Source organism: Thermobacillus composti KWC4 (genome assembly GCF_000227705.2).
Lineage (GTDB): Bacteria > Bacillota > Bacilli > Paenibacillales > Paenibacillaceae > Thermobacillus > Thermobacillus xylanilyticus.
Genome location: NC_019897.1, coordinates 1,214,918 through 1,241,325, shown reverse-complemented (window position 1 = coordinate 1,241,325; position 26,408 = coordinate 1,214,918). Strand labels below are relative to the sequence as shown.

Sequence of the window (26,408 nt, the reverse complement as noted above, 5' to 3'; positions counted from 1 at the left end):
TTGTCAGGCAAGCCTGATTATTTTTGCGCGTTGGCGACAACTTCCTTGACTTTCTGCGTAAACCACTGTTCGTATCCCTGGACGTCGAGTTTGCCCAGGGCTTTCGTGTACTCATCCCAGGCCTTGTCGAATTCCTCGGGTTTCGAAAGCACGAGTTTCGGGATGTGGTTCCGCTGAAGGTCGGATTTCTGCTGTTCGAACAGCTGCCGCGGTTCGTCTTTCGCGAAGCCCCATGCCGGGTACCACGGACGCTCGTCCGGATCGGCGAACATTTCGGCGTAAGTCTGCACGCCGTAGGCCGACAGAATCTTCTTGTCCGCGTCGGTGAGCGTCATCTGGAACACTTCCGGCTGCAGCCCCGGCGATGCGGCGTTGCCGTCCGACAGCGTCGAGTTCGTGCCGTAGTGCGGCCAATCCCAGTCGAATACGGTAAATCCGTAGTCTTCGTTGAACTTCTGCGTCATCTTGTCGACCATTTCCTTGGTCCGGTACATGCGGCCGTTCTCGTCGCGCAGATACGTCTCGCCTTCGATGCCCCACTTGACGAGAATCTGGTTCTCTTCCGAAAGCAACGTGTCGATGAAGGCGATGATCCGTTCCGGATCCTTCGCGCTCGACGTGATGCCGAAGCCGCGGTTGGCGACGTATCCCGGCGGGTCGAGGTATTGGTCCTTGATGTTTTCATCGAACACGACCGGCAGCGGGAAGTACCGGTAACCGTCCAGCGACGGGTCCGCAAGCGCGGCGTCGCGCAGCGCATTGTTCGCGGTGCCGACCTGCCAGCCGTAGTCGAAGAAGCCCAGCACCTTGTGCGACGTCAGCTTCGCGATGTATTGGTCGTAGTTGTCCACGAAGGACTGCTTGTCGAACAGGCCTTTCGCGTTGATCTCGTTCAGCTTCTTGTACCAGCGGTACTCCCAATCCGTGCCGGCGTAGATCTTGGCCTCGTGCGTCTGCATGTCGACCATGACTTCGCCGTCGTTCGGGTAGCCGGCCAGATGGTTCGGCACATTCGTGGTGGCGAAGAAGCGCCAGTCATCGGTCAGCGTTACGAAACCGATCAGGTCTTCGTCAGGATGCGCGTTCACGAAATCTTCAATGAGCTTGAAATATTGCTCGACCGTCTTGATCTTCGGATAGCCGCCCCACTCCAGCACGCGCCGCTGCACCCAGAACGCGCCCTGGTTGATGTTCGGATCGGGATTGTACTCCCCGACCACCGTGGAGAACGGGAAGATGTAGATCTTGCCGTCATCCCATTTCATCAGGTTCTTGTAAGGACCGTACACCTTCTTGATGTTCGGATACTTGTCGTTGTCGATATACGGGGTCAGGTCGATGAAGCCGCCCGCTTCAATGACGTTCTCGATTCCGTCGTCCGGAACGAGCACGTCCGGATAATCGTTGGACGCGATCATCGTGCCGATCTTCGTCTGCAGGTCGCCGACGAGATGCTCGATCTTGAAGTTGACGCCGGTCTGTTCTTCAAGCTTCTTGCCGATGACCGTCTCGTTGGTGTTGACGTCTTTCTCACCCTGGACGGCGACGAACATTGTGAAGGTGACCTTGTCCTGCGCCGCGCCGCCGCTGTCGCCTCCGGAATCGGAGGAATTCGAGGTTGGCGAGGAACCCGAAGCTCCCGAGTTCGAGTTGCCCGCTTCCTTCTTGCCCGAGCAGGCCGTCAGGACGAGGGCCAGCACCATGATGAGGGACAACGTCGAAGCAAGCCATCTCTTTTTCGACACTTTTTTCTGAACCCCTTTCAATTCAGGATGGATTGTAAGCACTTTCAGTATAATGCCCCGTCCCGCGCTTTGTTTACCCACCAAACTAAAGGTCATGCTTAAAAAATTTAATGTCTGTTTATGTCCGCGGTAGGAGGGCCGCGGACCCGTCCGCCTCATCCTGCGCGGGCAGGGTGATCCGGATACACGTCCCCTGGCCCGGTGCGCTGTCGATGAACAGCCGGATCCTGTCGCCATACAGCATCCTGAGCCGGTAGATCACGTTCTGCACGCCGATCCGTTCGCCCAGTTCCTCCGCCTCGTTCTCCAGATAGCCGTAAAAGCGCTCCACCTGCTCCGGATTCATGCCGGCGCCGTTGTCCCGAATCGAGAACTCCAGATCGTGGGAGCTGCGCCGGATGGTGATATCGATCTCGCCGCCGTGCTTCATCGGTTCGATGCCGTGGATGCTCGCGTTCTCGACGAACGGCAGGAACACCATTTTCGGGATGATCACGCTCCGGGCTTCCGGATCGACGTCCAGCCGGTAGGTAAGCCGGTCACCGAAGCGGTATTTCTGGATCTCGAGGAAGCAGTGGATGAACTCGAGCTCCTCCTCGACCTTGATCCGGTCCTTGTTCCATGTCAGGGATGAACGCAGCAGCTTGGCCATTTTGTGGATGATCTGGGCCGTCTCCGTCTCGTTCTTGATCAGGCTGCGCATCCGGATCGTTTCCAGCGAATTGAACAGGAAATGCGGATTGATCTGGCTCTGCAGCGCATTGAACTGGGCCTTGCGATGCTCGATCTCCAGACTTTTCCTGCGTATGTCGGCGATGTACACGTCGTGAATCAGACTCTTGATCTGCATCGTCATGCGGTTGAATTCGTTCTGCAGCTGACCGATCTCATCCAGCGTTTCCCGGTGCTCGATGGGCACGAACTGCTGGTTCTTCACCTTCTTCATGTGGCGAAGAATGTTAATCAGCCGGACGTTCATCGACCGGGAGACCCAGAAGATGATCGCCGTCGAGACGAGCAGGTTGATCAGCGCCAGCCAGACGATGAATTCCCGCGGCTTCTGCACCTCGCGGAACACTTCCTCCTCCTGGATCACGCCGACGAGCTTCCAGCTGTCCAGATATTCAACCCCGTTGTAAGCGGTCGCGAATTCGATCGCATCATCCGGAAGCGCGAGTTCGTGGAAGAAAATCGTCTCCGTCTGCCAGTTGACATTCGGATCCGTCGCGTACTCCACCTGGCCCGACTCGTTGAGCAGGTAGATGTGGCCGTTCAGGTTGAGGTTGGAGAATACCTGTTCGATCGCCTGGGGGCGCAGTTCGATCTTCAAAATTTTCTCCCACTTGCTCGTTCCGAAATAGGCCAGATTGTTCATCCGGCGCACGATGACGAAGGTGTCGCGGACGTTCGCTGCAGGTTGGATCCGGTTCTCGCGCGCCGTCCGGATCAGGACGGGCGTTGAACCTTTCACTTTCTCCAGCGCCCGGTACCAGTCGGAATTCCGGACCTGATACGTGAGGTTGCCGACTCCCCCGGAATGGAGCAGCGTCGGATTGTCAAGATAGATCTTGATGTTCTGCATGGACGTGTAGAGCGGCGTGTAGCTGTTCAAAATCTTGCGGAAATACGAATCGTACGCGGCGATGTAGTCCAGCGGACTCGCATACTCCGTCTCCAGAATCTCGTTCAGCAGGTAGTCCGTGATGAACACGTCGGACACCCGGACCGCGACGTCGATTTCCCCCCGGAACTCGTTCCGCACCTGTTCGAGGGCACGCGAGATGTCCCGCATGCGCTGGTTCTTCACATTGTTCGTCGTCACCTGGTAGAAGACGACGTTGGTCAGCACGATCGGCAGCAGCACGCAGAAAATGTACACGATCAGCATCTTGTTGCGCAGGCGGATATTGTCGAGTCTCGGCAGCAGCGACAATCTCATCATCTCTCCCCTTGTCCCTATACGATTCCGTTCATGCGCATCTCTATCATACCTGATTCGATCGATCAAGGAATAGCCAAAAACTGTCATGAACATGGATGAAGGCCCGGCATGCGGAATGCCGGACCTTCGGGTGAGCAGGCCGATATCCGAAAAGAAAGTCTGCTTTTCCCGGATAGCCTATACTGTCTATATTGTGGAGCGAAACCAGCTCCGAATCATCGGAAGCCGGCTCAGAATGCGTGTGACCTGCGATCGGCTGCAATCATTGCGGCACGCGAACAATGCGCGGATCCGTGAAAATATCTTTCTCGTCCAGGCTGAGCGAGGAAAATTCGCTTACCACTGCGCCCTCGTCTCCTGCCTGAAACCAATGTTTGACGTTGGGCGGAATCGTGTACTGATCGCCGGGATGAAGAACGATCTCATGAAACACGGTGTAGTAGGCTTCGTCCCCTTGCGGTGGCGAACATTTCCGGTTTTCGGTTGGTTCGCCTTCCACGTACAGGTAAACGACGCCATAGCGGCAGCGGAACGTTTCCTGCTTGCCGGGGTTGCTGTCGTCGATCGGCGGATGCCGATGCTCCGCGCAGGTTTGTCCGGGGAACAGGACAAGGTCCTTCGCGCAATACCTCGGGCAATTGACGTACGTAAACAGTTGTAAGCCGGTTCGTTCCAGATCCCCCAGACCAAAATCGGCGATTTCGATGTTCCGGATCTCTTCTTCCGTCAGCACCACGCCGGCCTTTTTCAAATATTCGACGGTTCGCGCGCGGGCTTGCTCTCGTTGCTGTTCACTGATCAAGGCCATTCTCCCCTTGATTTATTTGTAAAGGTCGCTTTTGCCTATAGAACCGAACAATTGCATCTTCTTGAGGATGAGTTGTTTCGTTGCATCAATGGCAGACGGGAAAAGCTGGGTCGGTTCGAACCCATTCGGGCTTTGTTCGAGATTTTCGCGCAATTGGTTAAAGAACACCCGTTTCATCTCACTGGAAATGTTCACTTTGCTGATGCCGTATTGGATTGATTCCGCAACTTCTTCATCGGTGTTGTCGGAGCCGCCGTGCAGAACGAGCGGAATCGACACGACCGATTGGATTTGTTTCAGACGGTCAATTTGCAGCTTAGGCTTCCGGTCTTTCGGATAAATGCCGTGGGCCGTGCCAATGGCCACCGCCAGCGTATCGATCCCGGTCAGCTCAACGAATTTCTTCGCTTCCGCAGGGTCGGTGTACAGGCATTCGTCAGCGCCTTCTTCCATGCTTCCTTCAGCCTGGCCGACATTTCCCAGCTCAGCTTCGACGGAAACCCCTGCCTTGTGCGCAAGCTCGGTCGCTTCGCGCGTAATCCGGACGTTTTCCTCGAAATTGTATTTCGACGCATCGATCATGACGGAAGTAAAACCGCAACGGATGGCCCGAATGATGTCCGCACTGCTGCCGCCATGGTCAAGATGAATGACGACGGGTACTTTCGTCTTGTTGGCGGCCTCCCGACAGTAAGCGACAAAATTGTCGGTCAAAAACTCGAGTTCCGATGGATGAATTGCAAGAATGACGGGGGATTTGTGCTCTTCCGCCGTCTCCAGGATGGCCCGCAAAAACTCGCTGTTACCAATGTTGAATGCGCCGACTGCAAATTTGTTTTCATATGCGACGGAAAGAAGCTCTGTCATCGTGACCAACATGTCTGTTTCTCTCCTCTTACGCTTGAAGTTACTTTCATGGTTTATGTCTTCGATGCCGATCAGCCGAAACCGGAATGGACGCCTGGATTGCGAAGGTGAACTTAAACGAGTCGCAAATCCACCCCCTTGTCTTTGAAAATCTTAGCCCAGTAATCTGACAATCCGTTGTCCGCCACGACCATATCCACGCTGTCGATGGTAGCGAACAAATTCATCGAGCGTTTGCCGAACTTGGATGAGTCTGCCATGATGCACGACAATTCGCTGGATTGAATCATCAACTGTTTAGTTTCGGCATCGGAGAAACTGAAGGTGCTGAATCCGCTTTCGATCACGCCAGACGTCCCGACGAACGCCTTGTTGACGTACAGGCCTTCGAGGAACATCCTCGACTTGCTGCCCAGAAACGCTTGGGAGTTGATCCGGAACTCGCCGCCGGCCATGTACAGCGAAACATTTCGCGCGTAGCGCAGGGCGTAGGCCGTAGTGAGAGAATTGGTAATGACGGTGACGTTCTGAAGTGATGATTCGGCCAATGCCACCGCGAGACAATGCGCCGTCGTCCCCGAATCCAGGAAGATGGAATCGTTGGAGGAAATGAGCGTCAGGCAAAATTCCGCGATCCGTTTCTTCTCCTCCATGGACTGCGATTCACGCTGGACGGGCAGTTCTTCGCGCACATAGCGGATCCCCCCGTGGTACCTCTGGAACAAGCCGCTCTGCTCCAATTTCTTCAAATCTCTTCGAATGGTCATGTCCGATACTTGAAACTCATCCGCCAAATCTTGCACGGACAAGCTCCCCTTTTTCATGATCAGTTCAGAAAGCTTCTTGAGCCTTGCTTCAGAAGACATCGTTCCATCTCCCCGATAACTTTCTTAACAATATTACTTATACAGCACCTGTCTGAATAAATCAAGCAAATCGAACAAATCAATCAGTAATTAAAACAATTTATAATAATTTTATGTTTATTTTGTTTGTTTTATTGTTGACAAACAAACACTATCTGTTTAATCTTTGAATTAGAACGAACACGATTATTGCGGGGGGGTGGTCTATGGAGATCAGTTGAATCGGCAATAAAATACGGTTGAGGAACGGACACAACCAAATACAGCCGCAACGTAACGACAGCTTGAAATTAAACAACGGACAAGGACTTGATAAGAACATGTTGACAACGATGACCAAACTCCTTCGTGTGGCTTACCGAGAGAGATTTGCGGTGGGAGCCTTCAACATCGCAAACAGCGAATTCCTGAAAGCGGTTATACAAGTGGCGGAAAAAGAAAATTCCCCTGTCATCCTGCAAATTCATCCGAATGAAATCGATCTGATGGGAGATGACTTTGCCGCGTATTGTGTCCAGGCAGCCAATCGGGCCAAAGTCCCGGTCGTCATTCACCTGGATCACGGCCGCCATATTAATGACGTCGTCCGGGCGATCCGATACGGATTCACGTCCGTCATGATTGACGGCTCGCATTTGCCCTATGAGGAGAATGTGGCGCTGACCAAAGCCGCGGTGGAAATCGCCCACGCGCAAAACATTTCAGTTGAAGGAGAGCTGGGAACCATCGGAAACACGGGGTCAGGTTCGGAAGGCGGGGCCGACGAGATTTTGTACACGGATCCCGACCAGGCGAACGACTTCGTGGAACGCACCCAGGTGGACACCCTTGCCGTTGCCATCGGCACCTCCCACGGGTTTTACCCAAAGTCGATGAAACCAAAGCTCCAGATTGATCGGCTCATCCAAATAAATGCCAAGGTCAATCTTCCTCTCGTGTTGCACGGTGGATCCGACAATTCTGAAGAAGAAATCCGAGAAACAACGAAGCACGGAATCGCCAAGATCAACCTCTCCAGTGAAATGAAACGGGCATTTTTCAACGAACTGCGCAAAACCTTGAACGACAACCCGAATGAGTATGAACCGGATGCGCTTTTCCCAAGCTCGACGGAAGCGGCCAAGGCGATCATCTCGCACAAGATGCATTTGTTCGGTTCGGCGGGAAAAGCTGATCTATATCATCCCTCACAGCTTTGAGAAATTCAGGAGGGTCTGCGACAATGCTTAAATTGAAAGCGTTTCACAAAACATCTTTTGCCGTTCTGTTGATTGCTCTGTTGCTTACGCTGACGGCTTGCGGAAACAACAACTCCTCGCCGTCCAACACGTCCGGTTCATCTGGTTCCCAATCGGACACCGGCAGCTCCGGAAATAGCGGCGGTTCGGACATCACCCTGGAATTTCAGCAATGGTGGGGCGTTGAACTTCCGGACGGTGCGCTGCAGGAAATCGTCGACGGCTTCACCGCCCAAACGGGTATCAAGATCAAGCTGCTGAGCAACCCGTACGCGGACACGAGAACGCAAATCGCAGCCGGCGCCGCCGCGGGCACGATGGCTGACGTCGTCGGTCTTGACGGCTCCTGGGTTTACGACTTCGCGAAACAGGGCGCCATCGCCAACCTGACCGCGTTGATGGAAGCCGACGGCTATGACGACAGTCAACTGTCCGATCAAATCCGGGTTGACGGCAACACTTTCATGATCCCGGTCGTCAACTTCGCGTATCCGATGTATGTGAACCTGGATCTGGTAAACGAAGCGGGAGTCAGCATCCCGACCAATTGGACCGAATTCGTCAATGTCACCAAGACGATCAAGGAAAAAACGGGTAAAGCCGGATGGGCGATTCCGCTGTCCACCGAATCCCCCAGCGGCATTCAAAACAACTTCATGAGCTGGCTGTGGGCTTCCGGCGGCTCGATGCTGAAAGATGGCAAACCGAACCTGGCGGGCAACGACGACCTGATCGCCACCTTGGAATTCGTAAAGCAACTGTTTGACAACGGCGTCGTCGCTCAAGGCGCATATGCGATGAAAGAAGCAGACATGGTCGAAGAGTTCACGAACGGACGCGTGGCGTTCATGACCGACTCCCTGGCGCATCTGACCACCATCAAGAGCGAAGCGCCGGACCTGAATATCGATTTCATCCCGATTCCGGTCAAAGACGGCTACACCGGCAAAAGCGGCATGGATGTGGCCAACTGGGGCATCGGCATCGCCGAAAACAGCAAATACAAAGCCGAAGCCATGAAATTCATCGAATATATGATGAGCCCGGAAGTCAACGCCAAACTTGCCGTGCTGGCCAACGCCTTCCCCGGCAACATCCATGCGCAGCCTGACTATCCCGCAGACAATACTCTGTTTCTGAAAGCCTACGAAATCTATCAAGCCGGCTATGCCATCAACGAATTCACCGGCCTGCCGACCTCGGAAGAGTTGATGCGCCAATTCGACGAACAACTGCAACTTTACCTGGACGGAGACACCAAAACGGCAGCGGAAATGCTCGAAAAAACGCAGGAGATCTGGGTCAAGGCATTCAAATGACATGACACAACCGGTTTGCACAACTAGAATGCATGGCAGGGGATGTATGTTTGACATACATCCCCTCCTTTGGAAAGGTGGTTGCGGCGGGTGAAAGCCAACTCGATCAACATCTACAAACAGGATGCGCCCTCGTTGCGGAAAAAGACCGAACCGTATCTGTATCTTCTCCCGACCCTTTTGCTGATGTGCGTGCTCTTGATCATTCCGATCATCATGGTCATCCGTTATTCGTTTTATGACAACGTCATTATCAACAAAAACCCCGTTTTTGTCGGACTTGAAAATTTCAAGCTCATTTTTGAGAATTCAACGTTCGTCGTAGCCGTCAAAAATACAATCGTTTTTGTCGGCGGCAGCATCGTTTTTCACATGATTTTCGGACTCGCCTTCGCGGTGGTCCTGAACACGAAATACTTGCACAGGAGAACGAAAGCCGTTTCCCGGGTTTTGCTTGCGTTGCCCTGGATGTTTACCGCCTCCGTCATCGCCATCCTTTGGAAAATGATGATGAATCCCAACGGCATCATCAACTACCTGCTGAGCGTGACGAACCTCAGCAGCAGCCACATCGAATGGCTGGCTTCCCGGGATTTCGCGTTGTTCTCCATTACGTTCATTAATATTTGGGCCGGATATCCGTTCTACATGGTCAGCCTGCTCGCCGGGCTGCAAGGGATCCCGAACGATCTCTACGAAGCCGCCGCGATCGACGGCGCCAACATCAGCCAACGGTTTTTTCGCATCACCCTTCCCCAACTGAAACCCATCATTATCAGCTTGGTTATGTTGGATTTCGTCTGGACAATCCAGCAGTTCGCATTGATCTGGATGACCACGGGCGGAGGACCGATCAATGCCACAGAGATGATGAGCACATTTATTTATAAACTCGGATTCAGCAAGTACGAATATGCTCAGGCGTCCGCAAGCGCCGTCATCTTGTTGGTTGTATGCACCATCGTCGCGATCTTTTATGTACGTCACCAGAGAGGGCAGGAATGATATGGTCGGAGAAAAAAAGTGGTATCTCAAGGCGTTGGCCATTGTTGTGTTGATCTTCGGAATCTTATACGCAGGCTTTCCCATCCTGTGGATGTTCCTGAATTCGTTCAAACCGAACGCCCAAATTTTTGCCTGGCCGCCTGTTTGGATTTCCGAGAGCTTTACGCTTAACGCCTATGTGGAGATCTTCAAAGATCCGGAAAAGGTCCGTTACTTCATCAACAGCTACTTCATCGCCTTTGTCGTGGTCGTCCTGACCATCATCGTCAGCATCCTGGCCGCGTACAGCTTCAGCCGGTTTGACTATCCGGGCAAAAAGATCGTCAACACTCTGATCGTCAGCGTTCAGGCAGTGCCGCCGATCGTCCTGCTCATTCCGTATTTAAGCCTGATCGTCACATTCAAGTTGCACAACACGTACGGCGCGCTGATCCTGACGTACATGCTGCTGACGCTGTCCTACGCCATCATCATGCTGACGGGTTATTTCAACACGCTGCCGAAGGAATTGGACGAAGCCGTCATGATCGACGGCGGGTCGCGGTTCCGGGCGCTGTGGCAAATTCTCGTTCCCTTGGCCACGCCGGGATTATTGGCGGTCGGCATGTACACCTTCATGCTTTCTTGGAACGAATACCTTTTTGCCCTGGCGCTGACGAAAACGAACGACGTCCGCACCGTTCCCGTCGGCATCAGCTTGCTGATGGGACAACACGCGTACGAATGGAACCAAATGATGGCCATGAGCGTGCTCGGGTCATTGCCGATTCTCGTCCTGTTCCTGTTCTTCCAGCGGTACTTCGTCGCCGGCATGACCTCCGGCGCCGTCAAACATTGAGCCGCATTTCCGCAAGCACATGTCAAAATGCGACAGAGGGATCAACATGACTATCCAAAGCAAATACATCGACCTGTTCGAAAAAATGGAGCAAACGATCGAATCGCGCAAATCGGCCGGCATTTACCCCGCGATGGGCTATACAAGCAACCTGGACATTTTGTGCGACTTCAGGATCGACGTGTTGAACCGCCTGCTGGAGACGCACATGCCGGACGTAGATTTGAACGCACTGCAGGCGGTGAAGTTCATCAAAACAGTGGAAGATTTCATTTCCACCGTCGTTCACTTTTGCAGAAACGGCATCGGCGGAGAAGTGGACATCGAGGACTTCGCCATCATTGAAGACCTGTTCGACACGAAACCCGGCATAGGAGGAACGTCGGCGCAAGCCGCCATGGCACTTGCCGCGGTGGGCTGTCCCTCCGTCATCCATCTGACCGACGATTCCCGGGAAGTGTGCGACATCCTCCGTTCGCCGTACATCCATACCGTGTCGCCGGCCGGGGAACTGATCCATACGGACCAGGTGAAGCAGCGATGGGAGCAGGAGATCCACTATATCATCCAGTTCAAAAAAGGAGACGTCATTCGTTCCCGCAACCAGACCATCGAAATCCCGGCGTCCAACCGGTTGATCGTTACCAAGGTCACCGTCAACGAATTCGTGCCCTTCTCGCAACCTTATTTTGACTACATTGAAAGGCACGCCAAATCCATCAGCAGCAACGTGTTGTCCAGCTTCAATTGCATCAAGGACGAACGGGTGCTGCGGGAACGGCTCGACGCGGTCAAACGGCACGTCAGGGCGTACAAGAAAAACAACCCGGCCGGCGTCATATTTTTCGAGGATGCCCATTACCACAGCCTCGATATCCGGAAACTGTGCATCGAAACGCTATACCCCGAAGTGGACATCGTCTGCATGAACGAAGAAGAGCTGGCCCTCACGCTGGGCATGTACAACCGCCCGGTCGACATCGGGGACATCCTCTCCTGCGTCGAGGGCGTCTTCTTCCTCAAGAACCTCTTCAACGTCAAAAACGGCATCATCGTGCATACGAAGGATTATTCGATGTATGCTGGCGACGAACCGGGTGCCGATATCGAGAGCGGACTGATCTACGGAAACTTGATGGCCACCGCCAAAGCGATGTACGGCTCGTACGGAACCCGGGAACAGATCTCAGAAGTGATGAAGCTGCCTCTGAGCGAAAAAGGCCTGCGCCACCGCGAACGGGCCATTGCGAGCCCGTATGCAGCCAAAACCGCCGTCGTCCCCACCAAATACATCGACAAGCCGAAATACACAATCGGTTTGGGCGATTCCTTCGTGGGCGGGGTCCAGATCTGTTTCATGTGAAAAAGCATTAACCACCAGCTTAGCCGATGGATTCCATCAGACTTATAAATAGCTCTAAGCTTTCTTGAACCCCCGGTCGAACTGGGGGGTTTTCGTAAACAAAAGGGCCCGGCATTCGGAATGCCGGACCTTCGGGTTGGCAAGCCGCCGGAGCGGTCAGTTGCGGATCAAGTAGTCGAAGGCGCTGAGCGCCGCAGTTGCGCCCGATCCCATGGAGATGATGATTTGTTTGTAAGCGCTGTTCGTGCAGTCCCCCGCGGCGAATACGCCGGGGATGGCCGTCGCGCCGCGGCTGTCGACGACGATCTCGCCCATCCGCGTGCGCTCGAGCACGCCTTCCAGCCACTCGGTGTTTGGCACGAGTCCGATCTGGACGAACACCCCGTCCATCGCGAGGTGATGCTCTTCGCCGGTGGCGCGGTCGATGTACGTTATGCCTTCCATCTTGCTGCTGCCGGTGATTTCCTTGACCTGCGCGTTCTTGTGCACCGTCACGTTCGGCAGGCTGTACAGCCGATCCTGCAGCACCTGGTCCGCCTTCAGTTCGGGCATGAACTCGAACAGCGTCACATGCGCCGCAATGCCGGCCAGATCGATGGCTGCCTCGACGCCGGAGTTGCCGCCGCCGACGACCGCCACCTGCTTGCCGGCGAACAGCGGACCGTCGCAGTGCGGGCAATACGCCACGCCCTTGTTCTTGAACTCTTCTTCGCCCGGCACGTTCAGGTTGCGCCAGCGCGCGCCCGTCGCGATGATGACCGTCTTGCTCTTCAGCACGGCGCCGTTGTTCAGGGTGACCTCGATGAGGTCTTTCTTCTCGAGCTTCTCCGCCCGAACCGACTTCATGATGTCAACCGGGTATTCCTTCACATGCTCTTCAAGCGCAACGGCGAGCTGCGGGCCTTCCGTGTGCTTCACGCTGATCAGATTTTCGATGCCCAGCGTGTCGTTCACCTGGCCGCCGAAACGGTCGGCGACGATGCCGGTGCGGATCCCTTTGCGCGCGGCGTAGATCGCGGCGCTCGAACCCGCCGGACCGCCCCCGATGACCAGGACGTCGAAGGGCTCCTTGTTCGCGAACGCCGCCGCGTCGGCGGATACGCCGAGCTTGTTCAGAATATCGTCGAGCGTCATTCGGCCGCTCTCGAAGAACTCGCCGTTCAGGTAGACGGTCGGCACGGCCATGACTTCCTTGCGCTCGACTTCTTCCTTGTAGGCAGCTCCGTCGATCATCGTATGGGAAATGCCGGGATTCAGCACGCTCATGACGTTGAGCGCCTGCACGACGTCCGGACAATTGTGGCAGGACAGGCTGACATACGTCTCGAAACGGTACTCGCCCTTGATGGACTTGATCCGTTCGATCACTTCATCGTCAACTTTCGGCGGGCGCCCGCTCACTTGCAGGAGCGCCAGGACGAGCGAAGTGAATTCATGGCCGAGCGGAACGCCGGCGAATACGATGCCGGTATCCTCGCCCGGACGATTGACGCTGAAGCTCGGCGTGCGGGCCAGCTCCGCCCGTTCGACCGTAATACGAGAAGACATGCCGGTCAGCTCGTCCAGCAAGTCCAGCATGTCTCTCGATACGCTATCCGAACCGGCGCTGACCTTGATCACAACGTCGCCTTCAAGAAGCTGAAGATACTGCTGCAGTTGTGCTCGAATGTCTGCGTCCAGTTTCATGATCTATGGCGTCTCCTCAGATTTTGCCTACCAGGTCGAGGCTCGGCTTCAACGTCTGGCCGCCTTCTTCCCACTTCGCCGGGCAGACTTCACCCGGATGGTTCCGGACATATTGCGCCGCCTTGATCTTGCGAACCAGCGTGCTGGCGTCGCGGCCGATGCCGTCGGCGTTGATCTCGACAGCCTGAATGACGCCGTCCGGGTCGATGATGAACGTGCCGCGCTGCGCCAGACCCGTCGTTTCGTCCAGCACCTGGAAGTTGCGGGAGATTTCATGGGACGGGTCGCCGATCATGATGTATTCGACCTTGCCAATGGCTTCCGAGGTGTCATGCCATGCTTTGTGCACGAAATGCGTATCCGTGGAGACGGAATAAACTTCCACGCCCAGCTTCTTCAGCTCGGCGTAATGGTTTTGCAGGTCCTCCAGCTCAGTCGGGCATACGAACGTGAAGTCCGCCGGATAGAAGCAGACAACGCTCCATTTGCCTTGAAAATCCGCATCCGTCACTTCGAGAAACTTGCCGTTCTGATAGGCTTGCGCCTTGAACGGCAGCACTTTGCTACCAACCAATGGCATAGGTCTCTCTCCTCCTGTTTCTTGAGAGTAGTTTTTTAGTCTATTTATTTATTTAAACTAAGTCAAAAGAAGTGTCAAATCGAAAATTTTTTTGTAACAAAATTGACAACATTTCCTGGTGTGGCGTTCCAGCAGCGCCAGCCGCAGCCAGAGGGGGCCGCACGTCAATGCCTCATTATTCCATTGTGGCCGCTATTTCCGCAGATTATTCATGATTTGCACCCTCGTCTGTCAGATCGGCCCGCATCGTCATGGAGCGGCCCGTTGTGCCGACTTCATAAAAACCGAACCGCTCATAGAGTCTTTCGGCAGGATTTCGGACGTCCACACTGAGCGATACGGCGCCGATCCCCCGATCGCTTAGCGATTGCATCAACGTCCTCAGCAGCAAGGTTCCGATTCCCCGCCCGCGATACTCCGGCAAGACGGCCATCCCAAGTTCGGGAATCGACTCGTCAATGAAGCCGTACCCCGGATTCTTCCTGCTGAAAAATCTGGCCGTCGCCGAACCGACCGGCACATCACGGATCAGCGCGATATAGCCGATATCCCCGGTTCGCCCCCATCCCTCTATATATTTCGAGACGGCCGGATCCTGCAGAATCGTGCGGCTGAACGGTTTTTCGCCTTCCGGAACGAACAGGGAGTGATACAGCATTTCCCGCAGGAACGGTTCGTCTTCCGCCGCGGCTTTGCGGACGATCGGGGCTTCCATGGGTCTCGCCGACTTGCGAAAATCCATAATCTTGTCCATCGATCCATAATTTTGTGCCTTTATTTTAAGGTTGGTAGTTTCCAAAATTAAAGTAGAATACAGAATTTTCCGTTTTTTTCTGTATTATCCTCCGGTTGATACTGTCTTCGAATATGGCGAAGGAGGTGATGTCGGTTCCGGTCCGGGAGCAAAGTTGTCGTGTCGGGTTGGCTTTTTCTCAAGCAACGGCGTTGAAGGAGGCATGCAAAGGTCGAAACTCCACGGATCCACATTCTTGATCAAAAAGGAGGTCATTGACGATGATGATTCTCGCAAGGCAGCGGGAAAAATGGCTTGTGCTGCTCTTGATGACGGCGCTCATGGCGATGCTGCTTCCCGTCCCGAAAGCGGAAGCGGCCTACCAGCTCGTCTGGAGCGACGAATTCAACGGACCTTCGATCAACACCAATTACTGGACCTTCGAGATCGGCACCGGCAGCAACGGCTGGGGCAACAACGAGTTGCAATACTATACCAGCCGGCCGGAGAACGCACGGATCGAGAACGGCAACCTGGTCATCGAAGCCCGCCGGGAATCGTACGGCGGCATGAACTATACCTCGGCGCGGCTCAAGACACAGGGCAAAGTCAACTTCAAATACGGCCGGATCGAAGCTCGGATCAAACTGCCGAAAGGGCAGGGGCTGTGGCCGGCGTTCTGGACATTGGGCGAAGACATTACGACGGTCGGCTGGCCGAGAAGCGGCGAGATCGACATCATGGAGCACGTCAATAACGAAGACGTGACGCACGGCTACATGCACTGGGATGCGGGCGGACACGCCTCCTACGGCGGCTCCAGCTTTGCGTTCGACGTGACGCAGTATCACGTTTACTCCATCGAGTGGACGCCGAGCTACATCAAATGGTTCGTGGACGGCGTCCAGTTCTGGGAAGCCAACATCCAGAACAACATCAACTCGACGGAGGAGTTCCACAAGCCGCATTTCCTCCTGCTGAACATGGCGGTGGGCGGCAACTGGCCGGGATCGCCAGACGCGTCGACGCCGTTCCCGGCGAAGATGTACGTCGATTACGTCCGCGTCTATCAGGATGTCGGCGGCTCGAATCCCTCGGACGACATTGTCTCCGGCGGCACTTACAAGCTGATCAACGTGAACAGCGGCAAGGCGCTTGATGTCGCGGGAGCCGGCACCACGCCCGGCACGAACGTGCAAATCTGGACGGACAACGGCACCGGCGCGCAGCGCTGGACGATCTATCGCAACGCGGACGGCACATACAAATTGATCAACACCAACAGCGCGCTCGCCCTTGACGTTGCGGGAGCCGGAACCGCGGACGGCACGAACGTGCAGGTGGCGACAGACACGGGACACGCCGCCCAGAAGTGGAACATCATCAAGAACCCGGACGGCACGTACAAATTGATCAACCCGAACAGCGGCAAGGCGCTCGATGTCGCCTCGGCCGGCACGGCTGACGGCACGAACGTCCAGATCTGGACGGACAACGGCACCGGCGCCCAGAAGTGGCAGCTGATCCGGCTCTATTGACGTAAGAAGGGCAGCGCCGATCCGGCGACGGTCGGCCGCTGCCTCCTGTTTTGCGGTCTTGCTATATCGTTCCCGCGGCGTGCCGGTACAAACGCTACTCCTTCAGGAACGGAGCAAAGTCGCACGCCGGCGGTTCATGCCTCCCTGACGGTTCGGTTCCAGCCGCCTTCAGGCGGCTGGAACCGAACGCCGTAACATTCGCCGGGCACGCGGACGGCTACCGTAAAAAAAAGGTTGACGATCAAGCTTTCTCCGCATATATTAGTTGCACATACAAAATAAAAACGGTGATTCCCATGGCAGACGATCGCTTCCTGGAACATTGCTTATTCTTCACGGCGAACCGCTTGGGCCGGATCATTACGAAAATCGCGGAAGAAGAATTCGCGGAGACGGGGCTTACCCCGATGTACGGCTATTTGATCCGGCTGGCGATCGGGAAGCCCGGCATCTCACAGAAAGAATTGGCCGAGAAGCTGTCCATCGCTTCCTCCACGCTGACCCGCTTCGTTGACAAGCTGGAAGCGAAGAAATTGGTGAAACGCCGGGTGTCCGGGAAGACCGTGCAGGTGTTTCCGACAGAAAAGGCGATCGCGATGGAAGAAGCCCTCCTCCGCGCATCGCACAATCTTCACGCCCGCCTCGATGCCATTCTGGGCAAAGAAACCACGGCGGCCATCACGGAAGCCGTCCTGAAGACAAGCAAACGTCTGGAACAGAATTAGGCACGATCGTTGCTTTTTATTTTGTATGTACAACTAATGGGTGGGAGGAGCCTGCTGTGCATGCAGCCGGAAAGCTCAAGTGGCATTACGGATGGGTTGTGGTGGCGATAACTTTTGCAACGCTGGTGGTATCTGCCGGAGTTCGCTCCATGCCGGGCATCCTGATGCTGCCTCTCGCGGATGAATTCGATTGGAGCCGGAGCGCGATTTCCAGCGTAATGTCCGTCGGGATTTTTCTGTACGGCATGATGGGACCGTTCGCCGCTTCTCTGCTGCAGAAATACGGCATCCGGCGCGTCACCGTCATTTCATTGTCCCTGCTCGCAGCCAGCCTTGTTCTGACGCCGCTCATGCAGACGCTGTGGCAATTCCAGCTGTTGTGGGGACTTCTGTCCGGTCTGGCGACCGGAATGATGGCGAACGTGCTCGGCGTCACGGTCGCGGGCAATTGGTTCACCGAGCGCAGGGGGCTCTTCGTCGGCATCCTGACCGCCAGCGCGGCGAGCGGACAACTGATCTTTCTTCCCCTGCTGGCGAAGATCATCTCGGAAGCGGGTTGGCGCTATGCCATCTATGCCGCCGCGGCAGCCGTTCTGCTCGTCCTGATCATCGTGGCGGTCGGGGTGCGGAATCACCCGTACGATATCGGCGCGGCGCCCTACGGTTCGGATCAAGTGTCCAGACCTGAAGAGTTCAAGGGCCGGATTTTCCTTACCCCGCTGCTGGTGCTGAAAGACGCTTCGCGGAACTCCACCTTTTGGCTGCTATCAGGCACGTTCTTCTTCTGCGGCGTTTCCACCAACGGTTTGATCAGCACGCATCTGATCCCGGCATGCGGCGATTTCGGCATCACGGAAGTGGTGGCGGCAGGCCTGCTCGCGTTCATGGGGATTTTCGACCTGACCGGCACCACATTGTCCGGTTGGCTGTCCGACCGGTTCGACAGCCGCAAGCTGTTGTTCTGGTACTACGGCCTGAGAGGGCTGTCGCTCATCTTCCTGCCCCATGCGCTCAGCGCCGGTCCGGCAACGATGATGGTGTTCTCGGTATTTTACGGCCTCGATTGGCTGGCCACGGTGCCTCCCACGGTGAAACTGTCGATCCAGGACTTCGGAAAGGAACGGGGGAACATGATTTTCGGCTGGGTCGTCGTCGCGCATCAAGTCGGCGCCGCAGCGGCGGCTTATGCGGCCGGCGCCGCGCGGGATTGGTTCGGCACTTACAGCGTCCCGTTCGTCGTTGCAGGGTTTGTCTGCCTCTTCGCCGCCCTGATGTCGCTGCGCATCGCCAGGGCGCGGAAACTCGCTCACTCGTAAAGGTGTGCGGCAACAGGAGGAAATGCGTTCCCCGATTGTGGTAATATGGATGCAGTTTATTCCAGAAGAGATTGCTGCACCCATAACACCGCACGATTGCGAGGATTGCACTCAGTGAAAACGCTGAAGGATGTTCTGGCGGCACTCGCCTATAAGGGGTATGCGCTCTTGTCTTATGTCATCGCGGTCGGCGCGGCAATATGGGCGGCCCCGCGCCAGCATTTCGAATCGTTCTTTTTTCTCGCGTTCATCGTATTGTATCTGCTGCTCTATGCCGGCGTCCTCCGCTTGGTACGACCGTCCCGAAAGGGAGGGCTCCGCATTCATCAAAGCGATTGCCGGATTCGCCGTATTCGGGCTGTTGTCCGCGGCCATGCTCATCCCCGGCGGCCGCGAGCGGCAGGCCGCGCCGGACACCCTTAAATATTGGTCGCTGCCGACGGGTTCTGTCCTTTCCTACATTCACATTGAGGCTGAAGCATCAGCCGCCGGGAGAAAATCACCCCCCGTCATCTTCCTGCACGGAGGGCCGGGCATACCGGACTTTCCGGGAGATTCCCGCTATTTCGGTCAGCTTGCGCAGGACGGGTACGACGTCTATGTCTATTCGCAGCTGGGCTCCGGGTTTTCGACGCGGCTGGAGAATCCGGCGGGGTACGGCGTGGAACGGGATGCGCGAGACCTGGAGGAAATACGCAAACAGATCGGGGCCGACAAGATGATTCTGATCGGACATTCCTACGGTTCGGAAGTGATCGCGAGATATATGGTTGATTACGGGGAGCATGTCGACCGGGCCGCGTTCCTGTCGCCGGGCGCCATGGATCCCCAAGACCACAGCGATGCGACTTTGACCCAACGCCTCGATTCGTCGCAGAAATGGAAGCTGTACCGCCATCTTCTGCATCCGAGAGCGCTGTTTGTCTACGGTTTGCTGCAGTTTCACCCGGACGCCGCCCGATCGTTTGCTTCCGACGACGAAATGGACCGGCGTCGTTTCGAAGCGGTTTACGCCGCGACGGTGCCAGCCCTGTATTGTTCCGGGGACCAGGGGCACTCCGGGCTGAGCGGTCTCGGTTTCTACGCCAACCAGACGCCGCAATCCCTGGCAGCAGGCAACCATTACGATCTCAGGCCGCTGCTATCGGAAAAGCACTTCACCTTGCCCGTACTGATCGCGAAAGGCGGCTGAGATTATTTGTCATGGGAATCCGCGGAAGATTACCGGCGTGTTTTTCCCAACAGCAAATTGGTGTACCTGCCCGAGGCGGGACACAATCTGTACCAGGAACAGCCGGATGTGATGATGGGCATCTTGAGGGAATTTCTGGAGAGCGGCACCGGGAAGCTGCAGGGGTACGAAGGACGCGTCCCGCCGGAAGATTATCAAGGAGCAAGAGCCGCTCGGAAGAAGAATGAACATGGGCATGAGATTGGCTGAACCGCGGGACGTGAAACCGCTGGCGCATTTGTTTCGGCGCCGGCGACAGCCTGGCCGAGTTCATAAGTGAATCTTGCCGGAGGTAGAGCCTATGGTCCGATTGGAATGTCTGTCCGAAGACGAGTTCAGCATGGTTGTCGAATGGTTCGGCCGGGAGAAACCGGACATGCTGCTTCAATGGGCCGGACCGACGTTTACCTATCCCCTGACCGTCGAGCAATTATTGGATCACTACAGTGAAGGGATAAACCATGAGCGATCAAGAACATTCGTCTACAAGATCATGGATGAATCGACCGGCGAAGCGGCAGGCATGATTCAGCTCGGCCGCATCGACCGGACAGCGGGAACAGCCGTCGTGGGACGTTTTTGGATTCAGGAGCATTTGCGGCACAAAGGCGTGGGTACCGCGGCGCTTCGGAATTTGATCGACAAGGCCGTCCGGGAGTTTCAATTGCGGCAGCTGATCCTTCGGGTCTTCGACTTCAACCTGCCCGCCATCAAATGCTATGAGAAGCTCGGATTTCGGATCTGGGCCAGAAACGATAAGGTATGCCAAGCTTCGAACGGCGAATGGTGGAGCGAATATGAGATGCGATTAATGTTGGACTAGGCTATGGTTGCAGTACCGCTCAACCGATGCGTGGCGACAGCATCAGCCGAATCCTATTGCGCGTCGATCCTTCCTTCCTCCGTCAGAAAAACGCGCCGGTTCGGATTGTTGTTCAGCTTCACGTTGCAGAGCTTCGCCTGGTGCTCGTCCAGGCTCACGACTTCCCACCGCCACGGGTCGTCAACGCCCCTCTCCACGAGGAAGGAAGGGGCGTCCGCTTCGGCGGCCTCCCGGTCTTCCCAGAGCTTCACGCCATGGTAAGGGATCCCGTGGATGTTCTCCAGCGCGCAGGAGAACAATTCGGAGGTTTCCTTGTTCTTCAATGCATACGGCATCATGCTTCACGCTCCATTCGCTGCCATTATACCAAAAAATGAGCCGGGATACCGGGCGTCATGGCGGACGGCAATCACCTCTCCAAGCCGCTAATCGATGCGCACCGGCGGCTTGCCCTCCCCTGCTTGATACAACCAAGATCATAACACCAAAAAGCCAATCAAACCATATTATTCCTTCTTTTTTGCTATTGGGTCTCGCTTGACACTCCAGAATATTGTGCCTAGTATTAGTACCAGATACTAATATCAGATGACAGTCTCTATTCCATAAACTCCCTAAAAAAGATACGAAAGGAAGTGTCGGCCATGTACCATGCTTCCCGCATTCGTTCTAACGCCGCCATCACCGCCATTGGAACCTACGTGCCCGAACGGGTGTTGACGAACGCCGATCTGGAGCAAATGGTGGATACGAGCGACGAGTGGATTACAAGACGCACCGGCATCCGCGAACGGCGCATCGCCTCGGAAAGCCAATATGCAAGCCATCTCGCAGCGGCAGCCGTCCGGAATCTCGCCGCCCGCTGGAATAAACCGATCGACGACGTCGATTGCATCCTGACCGCCACTTCGACATCCGACGCCGTTTTCCCGAGCGTCTCCGCCCTCGTGCAGGCCGAACTGGGCATCCGGACGGCCGCGGCCGTCGATCTGCAAGCCGCCTGCGCCGGTTTCGTCACCGGGCTGCAGATGGCGAACGGCCTGATTCTGTCCGGCCTGTACCGCAAAGTGCTCGTCATCGCCGCCGACACGTTGTCCAAGGTGACGGATTACACCGACCGCACGACCTGCATCCTGTTCGGCGACGGCGCGGGCGCCGTCCTCGTCGAAGCGCAGCCTGATGGCGAACCTCCGGCATTCCTGGCCGGCGGCTCATCGACGGACGGCCGCATCGGCCATCACGTGTACCTGTCGTCCCTTGCTTCCGAACTTCGCGGTACGCCGATCACCCGAAACGGCAAGCTGATCCAGAACGGACCCGAAGTTTACCGCTGGGCCGTCGAGCATGTCCCGGAGGCGGTGCGGACGACGCTCGACACCTGCGGCATGTCACCGGAGCAGATCGACTGGTTCGTGCCGCACAGCGCGAATCTGCGGATGATCGCCGCCATCTGCGAGCGGATCGGCATTCCGTACGAGCGGACGCTGACGAGCGCCGAACGGTTCGGCAACACGTCGGCCGCCACCATCCCGCTCGCCCTCGATCTCGCGGTCCGGGACGGCCGGCTCACGCGCGGCGACACGCTGCTCCTGCATGGCTTCGGCGGCGGGCTGACGCAGGCGGGGCTTTTGCTCAAGTGGACATTGACGTAACGCCGCGCAACGCCAGTTCGATGCACGCAGTCCAATTCCCCGCCCGCTAAACACTCGTCCCTTGCGGGGCGGTTCCTGTCCGCATAGGATGAACCGAACGGTTCAACACCCTATGCGAAAGCGGGCTGACTGCATGCCATGAGAATTCTTTTCACCTACTTCGTTCCGAGCGGAGGCGTCGAGACGCTGAACCGGACGCGCTGCATCGCGCTTCGCCAGATCGGCATCGAAGGGCATCTGCTCTACCTGCACGACGGCGCCGGGCGGCAGAACATCCGCGACATTCCGCTCTTCATCACGAATTACGACGTCGACATCGTCAACATTCTGAACACCTATCGCTACGACGCCATCGTCACCGTCTGCGACCATCTCATGCTGCAGCGGCTGCGCGGCCTTGGCTACGGCGGCCCGATCCTGTACGACGCCCAGGGCTACGGCAGCCGCGAAGCCGCCGTCGGCACCCTGCATGCCGCTTCCTTCTTCGTCCGGATGTACGGCAACGCCGTCCTCGCCCAGCCGTCCTCGCACATGCTGGAGCTGATCAACGGCGTGTTCCCGGACTTTCCGCGGTTCTTCCTGCAGAACATCGTCGACAAAACCCTTTTCCATTACCGGCCCGCCCCGTGGCTTAATCCGACGAACGCGCCGATTCTCGCCTGGGTCGGACGCATCGAGCCGAACAAGAACTGGCAGCTTTTCCTGGAACTCGGCGCGGCGCTGGCGCAGCGTTATCCGCTCCTGCAACTGTGGATGTTCGAAGATCCGAACATCAGCGAACCGTGGCAGCGGGCCGCCTTCGAAGCGACCGTCCATACGCTCGGACTGCAGGACAGACTGCGGCTTTTCCCCAACATCCCGCATGATCATATGCCGTATTACTACTCGGCCATCGGCGACTCCGGCGGTCTGCTCGTCTCGACCTCGCATGTCGAGGGATTCGGGTACGCCGTCGCCGAAGCGGCCGCCTGCCGCTGTCCGGTGCTCTCGACCGACTCCGACGGCGTGCGCAACACGATCATGCACAACATCACGGGCAAATTGATCCCGCCTGACTTAAACAGCGGCGTGCAGGAGGCGATCTCGCTCATCGAGGACAGCGCCTTGCGCACCGCCATCCGGCTGCAGGGCGAGAACTACGTACAGGAGAACTTCTCCGCCGCGCGGTACGCCTCCGATTTTCACAATGTGCTCGTCGCGCTCGGCATCCGGCCTCCGGGCTGACAAGCGGCAGCCGGCTGAACCTGCGGGGAACCGCTCCCGTACGAAGACAGGTGTCGTGACCGGCCGGGTGACGGCGCCGTATCGTGTAGGAGAGATCACCATGGAATCGAGGCGAGAATGAAGCGCATGGGACCGACCGTATCGATCATCATTCCTTTTCATAACGACCCGTATATCGCGCAGGCGGTCGAGAGCGCCTTGAGCCAGACATACCCGTACACCGAAGTGATCGTCGTCGACGACGGCTCGACCGCCTGTCAGCATCTGCTCGACCCGTACCGGCGCCACATCCACTACCTGGGCAAAGCGAACGGCGGTACCGCCAGCGCGCTCAACCACGGCATCCGGATGGCGTCCGGCCAGTACGTCGCCTGGCTCAGCTCCGACGACCGGTTCGCGCCGACGAAGATCGAGCGTCAGGTCATGCATATGCACCAGACCGGCGCGCGCATTTGCCATACCAACTTCCACGTCATGAACGAGAGCGGCGCGATCGTCCAGCACAACGGAGCCGTCGTCTTCCCGACGGCCAAGCAGTTCGCCGCCGCATTCCTGACCTTCTGCCCCGTCAACGGCTGCACGGTCATGATGACGAAATCGCTTGTCGCCGAGCTCGGCTGGTTCGACGAATCGCTGCCCTACACCCACGACTATGACCTGTGGATCCGCGCGCTGCTCTCCGGCATCGACTTTCACTTCATCAACGAACCGCTCACGATCTACCGCCGCCACGCCGGCATGGGCACGATGCGCCACTACCCCGCCATCCAGGCCGAGGTGCAAATGGTGCAGAACCGCTACCGCCATCTGCTCCAGCATCGCGTGAACGCGATACCGGGGTAAGGGGGCGGAAGATGGGCTGATGGCCGCACGGCATGCAAGAAGCCTCCGGATGCTTTCGCTTTCGGGCGGGAGTCAGGCCGGAGGCTTCAGTGTGTTCTCTCCCAGCCTCGCCCTGTCACATCTCACCGCCAAGCCTGCGCCGCACCATTCCCCGTTGCCAAAAAACGCCTCCGACCCGACGCGCAGCATCCATCATGCGCAGCCAACCGGAAGTTCAAAAAAAAAAAAAATTGAGCCAAACGGCTCCTGTATCCCCTAACCTGTAACGCAAGCAAACGCACACCTACCCAACCCGTCACCGCGGCCCCGCCGCAGCCTACACCGCAATCCCCAGCTGCCGCAGAAACGTGCTCCACCGCCCCGCATACCGCGCGAACGTCGCCTCCACCTCCGCGCGGATCGCCTCCCGGTGGCGCACCGTGCCCATGGCGTCGTGCATGCGGTACTCCGTCAGCGGCTCCCCGAGATAGTGGAAAGGAAACCCCGCCAGCATCGCCCGATACCAGAAATCGAGATCATGCGTGAACGGCAGCCCTTCATCGAAACCGCCCAGTCGCTCGAACAACTCCTTGCGCATCATGACCGTGCAGCCGTTCACCGGATTGCCGTCCACGAAAGCCCGGTAAAACAGATCCGGCCGGTCTCCCCCCAGCAGCACATGCGGATTCGTCACGCGGCCTTCGCCGTCGATGACCGCGAACGCCGTATGGCCGATCCACGCGCCGGCCGCCTCCATCGCCGCCATCTGGCGGGCGATTTTCTCCGGCCGGAACCGGTCGTCCGAGCTGAGCCACGCGACGTACCGGCCGGAGGCGAGCCGGAAGCCCGCGTTGAGCGCGCTGGCCGTGCCGCCGTTCGCCTTGCCGATGTAGTGGACGCGGTCCAGGTAAGGTGCGAGCAGCTCGGCACACGACACCGACCCGTCGTCGACGACGATGACCTCGACCGACGGATGCGTCTGCGCCAGCGCGCTCTCCACCGCCTCCGCCACATACGGATCATTGTAAAAAGGAATCACGATCGTTGCATCCGCCATACTCAATCCTCCTCGCACCGGCAGTCCGCTCGACCGAAGACCTTCACGCCGTCAACCCATTCAACCGCCGTCGGACCGCATAAACCAGGCGACGCTGCCCGCGTCATCGTCCAGCGTATCGGCCACCGACAGCGCGAACGGAATCTCCGGCCGCCAGCCGAGCGCGCGCAAAGCCGACGCATCCGCAGGCGGCGGCGACGGCGCATCCGAATCGCCGATCAACCATTCGACGCGGAAACCCGCCGCCCGCTCATACGCCGCCGCCACTTCGCCGAGCGTCCGCTGCCGGCCCGACGCGATCGGATAGACGCCGCCGGGCTCGCCGCGCTCGAGCAGCAGCGCATACGCCTTTACCGCGTCCCGGACATCGACGTAATCGCGCCGTTCCACGAGGCTGCTGAGCCGGAAGGGCGCCGGGTCCGGCGCGCCGACCAGACGGGCCCGCCGCAGCGCGCGGATATGCGCGGCGATCAGCGCCGGCAGCCCCATGGACGGTCCGGGGCCGATCAGATTGGCCGGCTCGGCGACGATCGCCGCCGTCCCGTACAGATGATGCCAGCTGCGGACGACCGCGGTCAGCAGCGTCTTGCTCAGACTGTACGGGTGGGGCAGCCGGGGCGCCCCGCCATCCGCAGGCCAATCGAAGCGCAGCATCGAGCCGGCGGCCGCGAACCGAAAGTCCCCGCCCTTCTCACGCCGCGCCGCCTCGAGCAGATAGACGGCCGCCATCACGTTGGCTTCCATATACCTTGCCGGCTCGCGCCAGGACGGTCCGGCGGAACTGAGGCCCGCCAGGTGCAGAATCCAGTCCGGCCGGACCCGGGCGATCAAGCGCTCAACCTCATGCCGGTCCGTCAGCTCGCACCCTTCCGCCGCGGCTCCCACGTGCCGCAGCACCGCCGCACGCGGATCGTCCGTCGTCCGAAGCACGCCGACCACATCGAACCCCTGCCTGGCGAAATACCGGCAGGCGTGCAGGCCGCAGAAGCCGCCCGCTCCCGTCACGAGCAGCCGGATGCCGACCATGCCG

The 26,408-nt window shown here is 57.4% G+C and carries 26 protein-coding genes; 15 read left to right on the top strand and 11 right to left on the bottom strand.

Annotation, left to right across the window (positions count from 1 at the left end; translation table 11 throughout):
* Positions 1 to 17: 17 nt before the first annotated feature.
* The 5 genes from THECO_RS05755 to THECO_RS05735 form a co-directional block, all read right to left on the bottom strand.
* The gene (locus tag THECO_RS05755) at positions 18 to 1,745 is read right to left on the bottom strand and encodes a type 2 periplasmic-binding domain-containing protein (protein ID WP_041854217.1); all 1,728 of its coding nucleotides are present in this window, start codon (positions 1,743 to 1,745) and stop codon (positions 18 to 20) included.
* 118 nt (positions 1,746 to 1,863) lie between these two features.
* Positions 1,864 to 3,684 (bottom strand): sensor histidine kinase, encoded by a 1,821-nt coding sequence (locus THECO_RS05750; RefSeq protein WP_015254112.1) that lies wholly within the window; start codon positions 3,682 to 3,684, stop codon positions 1,864 to 1,866.
* Positions 3,685 to 3,949: 265 nt separating this feature from the next.
* Positions 3,950 to 4,495 carry a D-lyxose/D-mannose family sugar isomerase gene (locus THECO_RS05745; RefSeq protein WP_052835837.1) on the bottom strand — a complete coding sequence of 182 codons (546 nt, stop codon included), beginning with the start codon at positions 4,493 to 4,495 and terminating at the stop codon, positions 3,950 to 3,952.
* Positions 4,496 to 4,507: 12 nt separating this feature from the next.
* A complete protein-coding gene (locus tag THECO_RS05740; RefSeq protein WP_015254110.1) occupies positions 4,508 to 5,374 on the bottom strand; it encodes a ketose-bisphosphate aldolase in 867 nt (288 codons plus the stop codon).
* Positions 5,375 to 5,475: 101 nt separating this feature from the next.
* Positions 5,476 to 6,228, bottom strand: coding sequence for a DeoR/GlpR family DNA-binding transcription regulator (locus THECO_RS05735; RefSeq protein WP_015254109.1), 753 nt, complete (start codon positions 6,226 to 6,228; stop codon positions 5,476 to 5,478).
* 320 nt (positions 6,229 to 6,548) lie between these two features.
* Here THECO_RS05735 and THECO_RS05730 point away from each other — a divergent pair, with 320 nt between their 5' ends.
* The 5 genes from THECO_RS05730 to THECO_RS05710 all read left to right on the top strand — a co-directional run bounded on the left by THECO_RS05730 (position 6,549) and on the right by THECO_RS05710 (position 11,991).
* Positions 6,549 to 7,427 carry a ketose-bisphosphate aldolase gene (locus THECO_RS05730; protein WP_015254108.1) on the top strand — a complete coding sequence of 293 codons (879 nt, stop codon included), beginning with the start codon at positions 6,549 to 6,551 and terminating at the stop codon, positions 7,425 to 7,427.
* A 23-nt stretch (positions 7,428 to 7,450) separates the two neighbouring features.
* Complete coding sequence (locus THECO_RS05725; RefSeq protein WP_015254107.1) at positions 7,451 to 8,785, top strand: ABC transporter substrate-binding protein; 1,335 nt, start codon at positions 7,451 to 7,453, stop codon at positions 8,783 to 8,785.
* A 90-nt stretch (positions 8,786 to 8,875) separates the two neighbouring features.
* Positions 8,876 to 9,790, top strand: coding sequence for a carbohydrate ABC transporter permease (locus THECO_RS05720; RefSeq protein ID WP_015254106.1), 915 nt, complete (start codon positions 8,876 to 8,878; stop codon positions 9,788 to 9,790).
* Between the two features lie 178 nt (positions 9,791 to 9,968).
* On the top strand, positions 9,969 to 10,628 hold the full coding sequence (locus THECO_RS05715) for a carbohydrate ABC transporter permease (RefSeq protein ID WP_198285779.1): 660 nt from the start codon (positions 9,969 to 9,971) through the stop codon (positions 10,626 to 10,628).
* A 46-nt stretch (positions 10,629 to 10,674) separates the two neighbouring features.
* Entirely contained in the window at positions 10,675 to 11,991 is a 1,317-nt protein-coding gene (locus THECO_RS05710; RefSeq protein WP_015254104.1) for an ADP-dependent glucokinase/phosphofructokinase, read from the top strand.
* 156 nt (positions 11,992 to 12,147) lie between these two features.
* Here THECO_RS05710 and ahpF read toward each other — a convergent pair whose 3' ends face one another.
* The 3 genes from ahpF to THECO_RS05695 all read right to left on the bottom strand — a co-directional run bounded on the left by ahpF (position 12,148) and on the right by THECO_RS05695 (position 14,999).
* Positions 12,148 to 13,677 carry an alkyl hydroperoxide reductase subunit F gene (ahpF, locus tag THECO_RS05705; RefSeq protein WP_015254103.1) on the bottom strand — a complete coding sequence of 510 codons (1,530 nt, stop codon included), beginning with the start codon at positions 13,675 to 13,677 and terminating at the stop codon, positions 12,148 to 12,150.
* A 16-nt stretch (positions 13,678 to 13,693) separates the two neighbouring features.
* Positions 13,694 to 14,257 (bottom strand): alkyl hydroperoxide reductase subunit C, encoded by a 564-nt coding sequence (gene ahpC, locus THECO_RS05700; protein ID WP_015254102.1) that lies wholly within the window; start codon positions 14,255 to 14,257, stop codon positions 13,694 to 13,696.
* A 205-nt stretch (positions 14,258 to 14,462) separates the two neighbouring features.
* Positions 14,463 to 14,999, bottom strand: coding sequence for a GNAT family N-acetyltransferase (locus THECO_RS05695; RefSeq protein WP_015254101.1), 537 nt, complete (start codon positions 14,997 to 14,999; stop codon positions 14,463 to 14,465).
* Positions 15,000 to 15,271: 272 nt separating this feature from the next.
* On the opposite strand from THECO_RS05695, the gene THECO_RS05690 reads away from it, so the two are divergent.
* The 7 genes from THECO_RS05690 (at position 15,272) to THECO_RS05660 (ending at position 20,623) form a co-directional block, all read left to right on the top strand.
* Positions 15,272 to 16,528 carry an RICIN domain-containing protein gene (locus THECO_RS05690; RefSeq protein ID WP_015254100.1) on the top strand — a complete coding sequence of 419 codons (1,257 nt, stop codon included), beginning with the start codon at positions 15,272 to 15,274 and terminating at the stop codon, positions 16,526 to 16,528.
* A 296-nt stretch (positions 16,529 to 16,824) separates the two neighbouring features.
* Complete coding sequence (locus THECO_RS05685; protein WP_015254099.1) at positions 16,825 to 17,253, top strand: MarR family winged helix-turn-helix transcriptional regulator; 429 nt, start codon at positions 16,825 to 16,827, stop codon at positions 17,251 to 17,253.
* A 56-nt stretch (positions 17,254 to 17,309) separates the two neighbouring features.
* A complete protein-coding gene (locus THECO_RS05680; protein ID WP_015254098.1) occupies positions 17,310 to 18,569 on the top strand; it encodes an MFS transporter in 1,260 nt (419 codons plus the stop codon).
* A gap of 114 nt (positions 18,570 to 18,683) precedes the next feature.
* The gene (locus tag THECO_RS21960; RefSeq protein ID WP_198285778.1) at positions 18,684 to 18,992 is read left to right on the top strand and encodes a hypothetical protein; all 309 of its coding nucleotides are present in this window, start codon (positions 18,684 to 18,686) and stop codon (positions 18,990 to 18,992) included.
* A complete protein-coding gene (locus THECO_RS05670) occupies positions 18,943 to 19,761 on the top strand; it encodes an alpha/beta fold hydrolase (RefSeq protein ID WP_041853816.1) in 819 nt (272 codons plus the stop codon). The genes THECO_RS21960 and THECO_RS05670 overlap by 50 nt, the downstream gene beginning before the upstream one ends.
* A gap of 6 nt (positions 19,762 to 19,767) precedes the next feature.
* Complete coding sequence (locus THECO_RS05665; RefSeq protein ID WP_041853815.1) at positions 19,768 to 20,010, top strand: alpha/beta fold hydrolase; 243 nt, start codon at positions 19,768 to 19,770, stop codon at positions 20,008 to 20,010.
* 91 nt (positions 20,011 to 20,101) lie between these two features.
* The gene (locus THECO_RS05660; protein WP_015254097.1) at positions 20,102 to 20,623 is read left to right on the top strand and encodes a GNAT family N-acetyltransferase; all 522 of its coding nucleotides are present in this window, start codon (positions 20,102 to 20,104) and stop codon (positions 20,621 to 20,623) included.
* 53 nt (positions 20,624 to 20,676) lie between these two features.
* Here the strand turns inward: THECO_RS05660 and THECO_RS05655 are convergent, their stop codons facing one another.
* Positions 20,677 to 20,961: a hypothetical protein gene (locus THECO_RS05655; protein WP_015254096.1), complete on the bottom strand. Its 285-nt coding sequence runs from the start codon at positions 20,959 to 20,961 to the stop codon at positions 20,677 to 20,679.
* A 306-nt stretch (positions 20,962 to 21,267) separates the two neighbouring features.
* Between THECO_RS05655 and THECO_RS05650 the strand changes: the two genes are divergently transcribed.
* The 3 genes from THECO_RS05650 (at position 21,268) to THECO_RS05640 (ending at position 24,342) form a co-directional block, all read left to right on the top strand.
* Positions 21,268 to 22,275: a ketoacyl-ACP synthase III gene (locus THECO_RS05650; protein ID WP_015254095.1), complete on the top strand. Its 1,008-nt coding sequence runs from the start codon at positions 21,268 to 21,270 to the stop codon at positions 22,273 to 22,275.
* Between the two features lie 138 nt (positions 22,276 to 22,413).
* Positions 22,414 to 23,499: a glycosyltransferase family 4 protein gene (locus THECO_RS05645; protein WP_015254094.1), complete on the top strand. Its 1,086-nt coding sequence runs from the start codon at positions 22,414 to 22,416 to the stop codon at positions 23,497 to 23,499.
* Positions 23,500 to 23,625: 126 nt separating this feature from the next.
* Positions 23,626 to 24,342: a glycosyltransferase gene (locus THECO_RS05640; RefSeq protein WP_198285777.1), complete on the top strand. Its 717-nt coding sequence runs from the start codon at positions 23,626 to 23,628 to the stop codon at positions 24,340 to 24,342.
* 316 nt (positions 24,343 to 24,658) lie between these two features.
* Here the strand turns inward: THECO_RS05640 and THECO_RS05635 are convergent, their stop codons facing one another.
* Together THECO_RS05635 and THECO_RS05630 are read right to left on the bottom strand one after the other, a co-directional pair.
* Positions 24,659 to 25,378 (bottom strand): glycosyltransferase, encoded by a 720-nt coding sequence (locus THECO_RS05635; RefSeq protein WP_015254092.1) that lies wholly within the window; start codon positions 25,376 to 25,378, stop codon positions 24,659 to 24,661.
* A gap of 60 nt (positions 25,379 to 25,438) precedes the next feature.
* Positions 25,439 to 26,404: an NAD-dependent epimerase/dehydratase family protein gene (locus THECO_RS05630; RefSeq protein ID WP_015254091.1), complete on the bottom strand. Its 966-nt coding sequence runs from the start codon at positions 26,402 to 26,404 to the stop codon at positions 25,439 to 25,441.
* Between the last annotated feature and the right edge of the window lie 4 nt (positions 26,405 to 26,408).

Excerpts from the sequence above, each read along its gene's own strand:
- THECO_RS05750 (WP_015254112.1), bottom strand. The coding sequence starts at position 3,684 with ATGAGATTGTCGCTGCTGCCGAGACTCGACAATATCCGCCTGCGCAAC.
- THECO_RS05745 (WP_052835837.1), bottom strand. The coding sequence starts at position 4,495 with ATGGCCTTGATCAGTGAACAGCAACGAGAGCAAGCCCGCGCGCGAACC.
- THECO_RS05740 (WP_015254110.1), bottom strand. The coding sequence starts at position 5,374 with ATGTTGGTCACGATGACAGAGCTTCTTTCCGTCGCATATGAAAACAAA.
- THECO_RS05735 (WP_015254109.1), bottom strand. The coding sequence starts at position 6,228 with ATGTCTTCTGAAGCAAGGCTCAAGAAGCTTTCTGAACTGATCATGAAA.
- THECO_RS05730 (WP_015254108.1), top strand. The coding sequence starts at position 6,549 with ATGTTGACAACGATGACCAAACTCCTTCGTGTGGCTTACCGAGAGAGA.
- THECO_RS05725 (WP_015254107.1), top strand. The coding sequence starts at position 7,451 with ATGCTTAAATTGAAAGCGTTTCACAAAACATCTTTTGCCGTTCTGTTG.
- THECO_RS05710 (WP_015254104.1), top strand. The coding sequence starts at position 10,675 with ATGACTATCCAAAGCAAATACATCGACCTGTTCGAAAAAATGGAGCAA.
- ahpF (WP_015254103.1), bottom strand. The coding sequence starts at position 13,677 with ATGAAACTGGACGCAGACATTCGAGCACAACTGCAGCAGTATCTTCAG.
- ahpC (WP_015254102.1), bottom strand. The coding sequence starts at position 14,257 with ATGCCATTGGTTGGTAGCAAAGTGCTGCCGTTCAAGGCGCAAGCCTAT.
- THECO_RS05695 (WP_015254101.1), bottom strand. The coding sequence starts at position 14,999 with ATGGATTTTCGCAAGTCGGCGAGACCCATGGAAGCCCCGATCGTCCGC.
- THECO_RS05690 (WP_015254100.1), top strand. The coding sequence starts at position 15,272 with ATGATGATTCTCGCAAGGCAGCGGGAAAAATGGCTTGTGCTGCTCTTG.
- THECO_RS05685 (WP_015254099.1), top strand. The coding sequence starts at position 16,825 with ATGGCAGACGATCGCTTCCTGGAACATTGCTTATTCTTCACGGCGAAC.
- THECO_RS05670 (WP_041853816.1), top strand. The coding sequence starts at position 18,943 with ATGCTCATCCCCGGCGGCCGCGAGCGGCAGGCCGCGCCGGACACCCTT.
- THECO_RS05660 (WP_015254097.1), top strand. The coding sequence starts at position 20,102 with ATGGTCCGATTGGAATGTCTGTCCGAAGACGAGTTCAGCATGGTTGTC.
- THECO_RS05655 (WP_015254096.1), bottom strand. The coding sequence starts at position 20,961 with ATGATGCCGTATGCATTGAAGAACAAGGAAACCTCCGAATTGTTCTCC.
- THECO_RS05650 (WP_015254095.1), top strand. The coding sequence starts at position 21,268 with ATGTACCATGCTTCCCGCATTCGTTCTAACGCCGCCATCACCGCCATT.
- THECO_RS05645 (WP_015254094.1), top strand. The coding sequence starts at position 22,414 with ATGAGAATTCTTTTCACCTACTTCGTTCCGAGCGGAGGCGTCGAGACG.
- THECO_RS05640 (WP_198285777.1), top strand. The coding sequence starts at position 23,626 with ATGGGACCGACCGTATCGATCATCATTCCTTTTCATAACGACCCGTAT.
- THECO_RS05635 (WP_015254092.1), bottom strand. The coding sequence starts at position 25,378 with ATGGCGGATGCAACGATCGTGATTCCTTTTTACAATGATCCGTATGTG.
- THECO_RS05630 (WP_015254091.1), bottom strand. The coding sequence starts at position 26,404 with ATGGTCGGCATCCGGCTGCTCGTGACGGGAGCGGGCGGCTTCTGCGGC.